The organism is Mesorhizobium sp. M2A.F.Ca.ET.037.01.1.1, assembly GCF_003998075.1.
Classification (GTDB): domain Bacteria; phylum Pseudomonadota; class Alphaproteobacteria; order Rhizobiales; family Rhizobiaceae; genus Mesorhizobium.
Map to the genome: position 1 here is coordinate 1 of NZ_RZSA01001083.1, position 2,068 is coordinate 2,068.

Annotated in this window: 2 protein-coding genes; both read right to left on the reverse strand. The window is 63.2% G+C overall.

Features of this window, described 5'->3' with window-relative positions:
* Positions 1-258: 258 nt before the first annotated feature.
* Positions 259-918 carry a hypothetical protein gene (locus EOA27_RS42590; protein ID WP_245456598.1) on the reverse strand — a complete coding sequence of 220 codons (660 nt, stop codon included), beginning with the start codon at positions 916-918 and terminating at the stop codon, positions 259-261.
* A 611-nt stretch (positions 919-1,529) separates the two neighbouring features.
* On the reverse strand, positions 1,530-2,068 hold a 539-nt coding region (locus tag EOA27_RS33655), incomplete at its 5' end, for an SDR family oxidoreductase (RefSeq protein ID WP_127258425.1).

The window sequence follows — 2,068 nt, forward strand, 5'->3', positions numbered from 1 at the left end:
TTGCGATTGCGCGCAGCCTCGCCGCGCGGGGCTTCGGACCGCTGATCCTAGAAGCGGCTCTCGGGTCAGGCCAGGCGATGCGCTCGGCCTTCGCAGAACTGATCTCCTCGTGCCAGCTGGTCACGGCGGCTCTGGCCGAACCATTCCGATGGCACGTGCTATCCCCGAGCTTGCGAACGGCGGAGTGCGTGCCTGGGTGCGTCGCAGCGAGGCGGATATCCGCCTCTGGCTGCCACCATGGATCTTGCTCCTCTCCGTCTACGTCGCCCTTCTGGTGGTGATAGGTCCTGCAACGCTCAGCGTGAATTTTTTGAATTCGCTCCTGATGCTAGGTGTGTTTCTTGCAGTGCTGACCATCGGGCAAGGTGCGGTCGTACGCCACTCGCCACAGTGCCGCCAACGAGAACGGCCGCGATAGAAGACAACAGGAGAGATGCGCCCATGTTCAATGTCGCGTGTCTGCTGAAGCCGACCAGCAAAATGCCCGCCAATGCCGCACAAAATCCGCTCAAAATATAAGCAAGAAGCCTCGTTCGTTGAACGGCGATCCCCGACAGCCGGGCGACACGGGGATTGCTGCCGACGAGAAGCAACCGGCGACCGAAACTGCTGTGGTTCAGCAGCCAGATGGCGAGGGCGGCAATCCCGATCAAGAGCCAGCTGGCGGGCGTTAGGCCGAAAAACCGTTGCTGAAAAAAGCCCAACCAGGATCGCTGGGGCCTGCCCTTGAGCGAAGCCACCGCTGTAAAGCAGCCCAGCGCTTTGCATGACACCATTCATCGCCAGCGTCACAATAATGGCAGGGATGCCGAGGATGTTGATCATCACCCCGTTGAACAGCCCGACAGCGGCGACATCGCGAAGCGCGACCTGCAGGTTTGCGCCAGTCACCAACGTGCCGAGTGCGACGAGAAGCATGCAGCCCCCAGGATCGTCTTCGGGATCGTCATGCTCCTGGCTGTCTTAGTCGCAAGGAGAGGTCGCGCTAGCTGCTGCAAGCCGATCGGGTAATTGCCCGCGCGGGAGACATCGCGGCGTGGCCTTGGCGATCGCCGCCACGATGGGCCAGCAGAATGCAGGACCAGGAGTCTAAGCAAAACAGACGACGGGTAGTCCGCCCGCGCTCTGTACTCCATGATGGTGCTAATCATGTTGAAACATTCGGGATGGGCGGCGTCATCATGGCGCGATAGGGGTTCAAGGCCCGCGCCCCTCCCGTTGAGCTCGACATCTATGACGCTTATCATGGTCATAGTCGATTCCTTAAGCCGGTTGAGTATGTGCGTGTCGTCGATCAATTTGAACCAGTAGCCGCGCGGCCGCATGCTGAGATGGCCGCCATTAACTTAAGCCGGCCGGCTCACCCGATCAGGGCGTCAACGAGCGCGGCGAAATTGATGACAAGTGCGCGAGCGGCAATGAAGCCTGGCGATTCCAAGGTGCCCGACGCAGCCTGCGCACGCCTCGCCGATCTCGAGCGGGGCGTGCGCAGGCCGATGGCCGACCGGGGTCGGCCGCTATCCTGAAAGTCAGGCCTTTTGATCGTCTCCCGGCGTCATGAAGCCGGCCGTCTCGCCGCCATCGACACTCAACACCGCGCCGTTGATGAAACTCGCTGCGGGTGACAGTAGCCAACCGATGGCTTCCGCGACTTCCTCCGGCGTGCCCAGGCGCGCCGCGGGGATGCGCATTTCCAGCTTCTCGCGCCGGCCTGGGATGGCCAGCGTCTTTGCCATCATCTGCGTGGCGATCTGGCCCGGGCAGACAGCGTTGAAGCGCACCTCCGAGCCGTATTCGAGCGCCAGCGCCTGCGTGAGGCCGATCAGCGCCGCCTTGGAGGCGGTGTAGATCGCGAGCCCCTCCTCGCCGACCATGCCGGCCACCGACGAGATCGTCACCACGGCGCCGCGCGCGGCGCGCAGACCCGAAAGCGCATGACGCGTGAACAGATAGGCCGAGGTGGCGTTGGCCGTTATCGTCCTGTTCCAGTCGTCAAGCGTCGTCTGGTCGAAGGCGCCGCGCCCGCCGGCGCCGGCATTGTTGACGAGGCCGGCGATATGGCCGCCGC